Origin of the sequence: Microbacterium sp. 13-71-7 (assembly GCF_002257455.1) — a bacterium.
Lineage (GTDB): Bacteria > Actinomycetota > Actinomycetes > Actinomycetales > Microbacteriaceae > Microbacterium.
The window spans coordinates 1-6,268 of record NZ_NCKN01000226.1; the positions used below are offsets into that span (position 1 = coordinate 1).

A 6,268-nucleotide genomic window follows, 5' to 3' on the forward strand; every position below is an offset into this window, starting at 1 on the left:
CTAGAGCACGACGTGATGCTGCTCGTCCGCAGCGTCGACATGGAGCGCATGCAGTCGCTCGTGATCGGCACGATCGCCGACCGTCCCGAGGTGACCAAGGTCGAGACCGCGATCGTGATGGGCGAGGTGTTCCGCCGTCCGTTCGTGCTCCCGGACGAGATTCCGCAGCGCGCGGCGATCGGCGTCGACAGCGGCCTGATGCGGTTCACCCGTACCGATGGGAGCCGCGGAACACGCGTCTGAGCGCGGCCGTAGCGCGTCTGAGCGCGGGCGTCGAGACGGGCGTCAGACCTGCAGGCAGACGCTCACGTGGTCGATGCCGTCGACGGCGAAGTCCTCGATGAGGCGGATCCGGCCGTCGTCCTCCTGCTCGGCGCGGCTCACCGCGTCCCCGCGCACGACGGAGCCGTCGCTGACCAGCGCATGCGCGAAGGAGACCCGCACCTCGGCCCCGGCGATCTCGCCGACGAAGCGGCCCTCCGTCACGGTGTCGCCAGTGTACTCGCCCCAGATCAGGCGGCCGTCCTGGTGGTAGTCGAAGGTCGTCGGGGCGTCGGAATCGACCTCGCTCGCGGTCGAGGAGACCATGGCGAAGCGCATTCCGTCGAGGAAGAGCGTGGAAGGCATGACGACGAGTATGGACCCCTGACCGGCCTCCGGCGCAATCCCCGCGTCCTCCTCCGCGGGCTCGGAGCCCCGCGCGCGGAGGCGTCGCACACCCCGCTCGATCCCCTCCGGAATGACAATCTCTGCGGCGCCGGAATCTATTAACAGGTTCATCCACATGTGGATTACTCGGGGAATGCGGAAATCGTCCCGCGACGGGAGGTCCGGCCGACTCCATCCCCGCGATACCGGCTGTTCACCGGTTGTTTTCCCGCGTGCCACGACGCCGTGCCGGAACGGCCGGCGAAAAGCATCCGCGACCGTGCTGGAGGCCGTTCCCCTTTTCGTCGGCGGCACCGGGAGGGGACTCCCGGATCTTTGTCAGGAAATCCGTCGGAAGAGCGCATTCCCCGCGGCGGCCAACGCGCTCCCCACGGCGAGGATCGCCGCCCCGCCGCCCGCGTAGGCGATCTGGAGATGGCTGCCGTGGTTCTGCACGGTGATGAAGATGATGACGAACGCCACACCCGAGGCGAGCGCGCTGAGCGCTGCGATCCACCACAGCGCCGGCAGCGTGCGTGCGGGTGGGACGGCCTCCGGCACGCGCCAGAGCAGCAGAGCGATCCCGCCGAGGCAGCCGCATGCCGCGACGAGCATGAAGGCCGCGACCACGTCGCTCGGCCGGTGCCACTGCTGGATCACGAGCAGGATTCCGGTGAGGACGGCGAAGGCGCCGCCCAGCACCGCCGCCAGCGGGCGCCACCGCGGGGGGCTCACGACGAAGATCGCGAACGCCGCTGCGGCGGCGACCGTCGCATGCCCGGATGGGAATGAATTGCCGAGGAGGTCGGTGGCGCCGGTCTCGGCGCGCTCCAGGAACACGTGCTTGGCGAGCTCCGCGGCGACCACGGCGATCCCTCCCACGGCGAGGGCGACCAGCAGATGCCTGAATCGTCGCGTCACCAGGCCGATCACGAGCGTGAGCAGGATGCCCCCGCCGATCGCGATGGTCGGCACGTTGCCGAGCACCATGCCGGTCAGGCGATAGACCAGGTCATGCTGCGAGGACGCCCCCACGAAGGCCCGCTCGTCGACGATCTGCCCCACGTAGGTGCGCACGAAGAAGATGTACGTCGCCACGAACGCGGCCGCGAGGATCACGGCGGCTATCGCGAAGGACCACACTCCACGTCTCGCCGCCATGCATCCATCATGCAGGGTCGAACTGTGCGATCGCTCACCAGTCGCTGCGATCCCGCGCAGCCCGCAGGTCGCCGAGGGCTCGGGCGTCGTCGTGCGTCGCGATGCCGCCGCGCTGCAGGATCGGGCGGGGAAGCCGCGCATCCTCGGGGATCCGCGTCCGCATCGCCGGCGACTCCGGCTCCTCGCGCCCTCCGCGGCCCGTTCGCGCCGTGTCGAGCAGGGGCAGCGCGATGTGCACGAGCGGGCCGATGCCGAGTGCGAACACGACCGTCCCGACGCCGACCGTGCCGCCGAGCAGCCACCCGATCGCGAGCACGGTGAGCTCGACCGAGAGGCGGGACGCCCAGATCGGCCAGCCGAAGCGCGCGTTCATCCCGGTCATCAGACCGTCGCGCGGCCCGGGCCCGAATCGCGCGCCGATGTACAGACCGCTGGCGAGGGCGACGACGAGCACGCCGGCGACCAGCACGAGCGCCTGCGCCAGCAGGCCGCGCGCCGGTGGGATGACCGTCACGGTCGCCTGGATCGCGGTGCCCACGAGCAGCACGTTCAGGAGCGTGCCGACTCCCGGCTTCTGCCGCAGCGGGATCCACAGCAGCAGCACGAGCAGTCCGACGATGTTGGTGATCCAGCCGACGCCGATGCCGGTGCGCAGCGAGAGCCCCTGTGCGAACACGGTCCACGGGTCCACGCCCAGGCCGGCCACGATCGTGAGTCCGCACCCGAATCCGTAGAGCACCAACCCGATCAGCAGCTGCAGCACGCGTCTTGTCATGGATCCATGATGATCCTCAACTGGACTGTTGCGACCAGTCCAATCGTTCTAGGCTGGCCTCATGGACTCCCGGCTCTCCGCCCGCGCCCTCGTCGAACTGCTCGGGCTGTGGCGCACCAGCGAACCCGCCTTCGACGCCCTGGCCGACGGCATCCGCCTGCTCTGCCTCGACAACAGGATCGCACCGGAGACGGCGCTGCCCGCCGAGCGCGAGCTCGCGACGGCCCTCGGCGTGAGCCGCACCACGGTCGCTGCGGCCTACCGCGCCCTGCGCGCCACCGGGCACATCGTGAGCCGGCAGGGGTCGGGCAGCGTGACCCGGCCGCTCGGGCGCACCACCTCGGCGCGCTGGTTCGACCGCGAGGGCATCGACCTGCAGCAGGCCAGCCCGCCCGCGTGGCCCGGCCTGCCCGGCGTGATCGCCGAGACCGTGGCGTCCGCCACTGCGCTCGTCTCCCGCGCCGGGTACGACATCCTCGGGCACGCCGAGCTGCGCGCCGCGATCGCCGACCGGTACGCGCTGCTCGGGATCCCGACCTCGCCCGCGCAGATCATGGTCACCACGGGCGCGCAGCAGGCGCTCAACCTCATCGCCTCGACGCTCCTGCGCCGCGCCGACCGGGTGCTCATCGAGACGCCCAGCTATCCACACGCGATGGAGACGTTCCGTCGCGTGGGCGCCCGCCTCGTCGGCGTTCCCGTCGAGACCGCGCACGGGTGGGATCTGGATCGCGCCGCACAGGCCTTCGCGCGCACCAGGCCGGTGCTGGCGTACCTGATGCCGGAGTTCCAGAACCCGACCGGCCGCTCGATGACACTCGACGAGCGCGCCGTGTTCGAGCGCGCGGCCCACGACGCGGGCTCGTTCCTGCTCGTCGACGAGACGACGGCCGACCTCGACATCGACGGCCTTCCCCGCGCCCGGCCGCTGGGCGCGGCGGATACCGGGACGATCCGGGTCGGATCCCTCGGCAAGTCGGTCTGGGGAGGACTGCGGATCGGCTGGATCCGCGCGGCGGACGACGTGATCCGCCGTCTGCGCGCGGCTCGCCCGACGCACGACCTGGGCACGCCCGACCTGGAGCAGGCCGTCGCGACGCGCATCGTGCACCGCCTCGACGAGATCCTGCCGCAGCGCGCCGCTCTGCTCGGGGCCGGCAGGGACGCCCTCACCGGAGCGCTCCGCCGTGAGCTGCCCGAGTGGTCCGTGCCGCAGGTGCACGGCGGCGTCGCGATCTGGGCAGGGCTGGGCGCGCCGCTGAGCTCTGCGCTCGTGATCGACGCCGCAGAGCACGGGCTGCATCTCAGCGCGGGCCCGCGGTTCGCCGTGGAGGGCGGCCAGGAGCGCCACCTGCGGATCCCGTTCACCACGGAGCCGCGCGAGCTGGAGAGGGCCGTCGAGATCCTCGCCGGCTCGTGGCAGCGCGTCACCGCCGGCACGCCGCGCACGATCGCATCCTCGACACTCGCCGAAGCGGTCGTATGAACCAGGAACGGACCCGGTCTGAGACCGGGTCCGTTCTGTTCCGTGGAGCCTAGGAGATTCGAACTCCTGACATCCTGCTTGCAAAGCAGGCGCTCTACCAACTGAGCTAAGGCCCCTCATTCGACCGAATGAGCGGATCCGATTTCTCGGATCCGCTCACATGTCGGTGGGGCTACCAGGACTTGAACCTGGGACCTCTTCATTATCAGTGAAGCGCTCTAACCGCCTGAGCTATAGCCCCGTATCAACCTCCAAGACTTTACCGGACGTTGACACGATCGCGAAATCGAGCGGAGGTCGGGGCCCTCAACTGCCCTCGCGCAGGGTGATGCTGCCCGCGGACAACCGCGCGCCGATGCGGTGCACCGAGGATGGATCCGTCGGAATACGCGCCTCGATGGTGCCCGCCGACGAGTCCCTGGAGAGCGCGTAGCTGCCCGTCGGCACCGTGACGTCCATGGATCCGGCGCTCACGTCCAGGCTGATCTCGTCGGGCTGGCGGCCCGCGATCGTCGCATTCAGCTCCCCCGCCGACATCGAGAGATCCGCGGTGGTCACGTCGTCCAGGTGCAGCGTCGCCGACCCCGCGTTGACCCGTGTGGTCACGGTCTTCGCGCCGCCGTCGAGTGAGAGCGACCCGGCGTTCACCTTCGTGGTCAGCGTGTCGAAACGACCCTCCGTCGAGAGGGTGCCGGCATCGAGCTGCAGGTCGGCGGTCAGCTCGCCCTCCAGCTCCCGGGGGAGGGTGAGCGTCATCTGCGGATCGGCGCCGAACCAGGCCCCGATCCACCAGCCGAACGGGCCGTTGGGCCGGTCGACCCGCAGGACGTCGCCGTCTCGGCGCATCGTCCAGTCGCTGCTGCCGCTGCCGCTGACGCGCATGGTCGCCTCGCTCACGTCGTCGAAGCGGATCGTGGCGGACCCGCGCCCGACCTCGACCTTCAGACCCGTCACACCCGTCGTGGCGACGCTCGTGCTGCGCGCCGCCGAGCCGTCGCTCGCGGCGACCTGCGCGACGGCCGCGAGAGCGGATCCGCCGCCGACCGTGACCAGCGCGCCGCCGCCGATGATCGCGGCGGCGATCGTGATCGCGGTCAGCGTCCCCCGGCCCTGGCTCGATGCCGGGGAGGGGGATGCCGCGCGGGGATCGGGGCCGTGCGGCGCCGATGCGCCGGCCGGGTCGTGCTCGGGAGCGCTCGGAGGGGTGAGGTTCGTCATCGGTTCGTTCCTGTCTGCGAGCCGTTCAGGCCGGCACTGGAGAGGTGGGCGATCGTGGCGAGCACCCGGCGATTGCCGGACTCGTCGGGCTCGAGCCCGAGTTTCTGGAAGATGGCGGTGATGTGCTTCTCGACGCTCGCCTCGGAGAGGAACAGCGTGGCGGCGATGGCCTGGTTCGACTTGCCCTCCGCGATCAGCGCGAGCACCGTGCGCTCCCGCTCGGTGAGGCTCTGCATGCGGTCGTCCTGGTTGCGGCGGGTGAGCAGCTGCGCGACGACCTCAGGATCCAGCACCGTGGAACCGGACGCGATGCGAGCGACCGACTCGATGAACTCGGAGACATCGGCCACCCGATCCTTCAGCAGGTAGCCGAGCGGCCCCGCCGAACCCTGCGCGATGATCAGGTCGCTCGCGTACCGCTCCTCGACGTACTGGGAGAGCACGAGGAGCGGCAGCCGAGGGAGCCGCTTCCGCAACGAGAGCGCCGCACGGATCCCCTCGTCCACGAACGTCGGAGGGAGTCGGACGTCGAGGATGCAGAGCTCCGGATCGGTGGCGTCGACCGTCTCGTCGAGGTCGGTCGCATCGGGGAGCGCGGCGACGACCGTGTGACCGGCGTCCTCGAGAAGCCGCACGAGTCCCTCGCGGAGCAGGACGGAGTCCTCGCAGATCAGGATCCTCATGAGATGCACTCCTTCAGAGCGGCGTCACGGTGCTGGTCGAGAAGCAGGCAGATCAGGATCCTCATGAAATGCACTCCTTCGGGACGGCGGCGCGGTGCGGGTCGAGGGGCGAGGGGCTCAGGATGCGCACGGGACGCTCACCTCCAGGCTGGTCGGGCCGCCCGCAGGGCTGTCCAGACGGAACGTGCCGCCGGCCGCCAGCACGCGGTTGCCGATCCCGTCGAGGCCTCCGCCGGGCAGCACGGTCGCGCCGCCGATGCCGTTGTCCTCGACCCGGGCCCAAAGCGTGCCGCCGTC

At 70.6% G+C, this 6,268-nt stretch carries 6 protein-coding genes, 2 tRNA genes and 2 pseudogenes; 2 read left to right on the top strand and 8 right to left on the bottom strand.

Going from position 1 to position 6,268, the window contains the following annotated elements:
- Positions 1-243 (top strand): annotated as a pseudogene (locus tag B7X32_RS17155) (Lrp/AsnC family transcriptional regulator); the annotation flags it as partial.
- A 42-nt stretch (positions 244-285) separates the two neighbouring features.
- Here the strand turns inward: B7X32_RS17155 and B7X32_RS17160 are convergent.
- From B7X32_RS17160 to B7X32_RS17170, 3 genes are all read right to left on the bottom strand, one after another.
- Complete coding sequence (locus B7X32_RS17160) at positions 286-627, bottom strand: hypothetical protein (RefSeq protein ID WP_292722372.1); 342 nt, start codon at positions 625-627, stop codon at positions 286-288.
- A 360-nt stretch (positions 628-987) separates the two neighbouring features.
- On the bottom strand, positions 988-1,809 hold the full coding sequence (locus tag B7X32_RS17165) for a phosphatase PAP2 family protein (protein WP_292722375.1): 822 nt from the start codon (positions 1,807-1,809) through the stop codon (positions 988-990).
- 34 nt (positions 1,810-1,843) lie between these two features.
- Positions 1,844-2,584 carry a hypothetical protein gene (locus B7X32_RS17170; protein ID WP_366247007.1) on the bottom strand — a complete coding sequence of 247 codons (741 nt, stop codon included), beginning with the start codon at positions 2,582-2,584 and terminating at the stop codon, positions 1,844-1,846.
- Positions 2,585-2,645: 61 nt separating this feature from the next.
- Between B7X32_RS17170 and B7X32_RS17175 the strand changes: the two genes are divergently transcribed.
- Positions 2,646-4,070 (top strand): PLP-dependent aminotransferase family protein, encoded by a 1,425-nt coding sequence (locus tag B7X32_RS17175; RefSeq protein ID WP_292722378.1) that lies wholly within the window; start codon positions 2,646-2,648, stop codon positions 4,068-4,070.
- A gap of 43 nt (positions 4,071-4,113) precedes the next feature.
- On the opposite strand, the gene B7X32_RS17180 is transcribed toward B7X32_RS17175, so the two are convergent.
- From B7X32_RS17180 to B7X32_RS17200, 5 genes and pseudogenes are all read right to left on the bottom strand, one after another.
- Positions 4,114-4,186, bottom strand: a tRNA-Ala gene (locus B7X32_RS17180).
- 51 nt (positions 4,187-4,237) lie between these two features.
- Positions 4,238-4,311: transfer RNA gene (locus B7X32_RS17185), tRNA-Ile, on the bottom strand.
- Positions 4,312-4,376: 65 nt separating this feature from the next.
- A complete protein-coding gene (locus tag B7X32_RS17190) occupies positions 4,377-5,288 on the bottom strand; it encodes a DUF4097 family beta strand repeat-containing protein (RefSeq protein ID WP_292722382.1) in 912 nt (303 codons plus the stop codon).
- Positions 5,285-5,971: a response regulator transcription factor gene (locus B7X32_RS17195; RefSeq protein WP_292722385.1), complete on the bottom strand. Its 687-nt coding sequence runs from the start codon at positions 5,969-5,971 to the stop codon at positions 5,285-5,287. The genes B7X32_RS17190 and B7X32_RS17195 overlap by 4 nt, the downstream gene beginning before the upstream one ends.
- Before the next feature lie 117 nt (positions 5,972-6,088).
- Positions 6,089-6,268 (bottom strand): annotated as a pseudogene (locus tag B7X32_RS17200) (hypothetical protein); the annotation flags it as partial.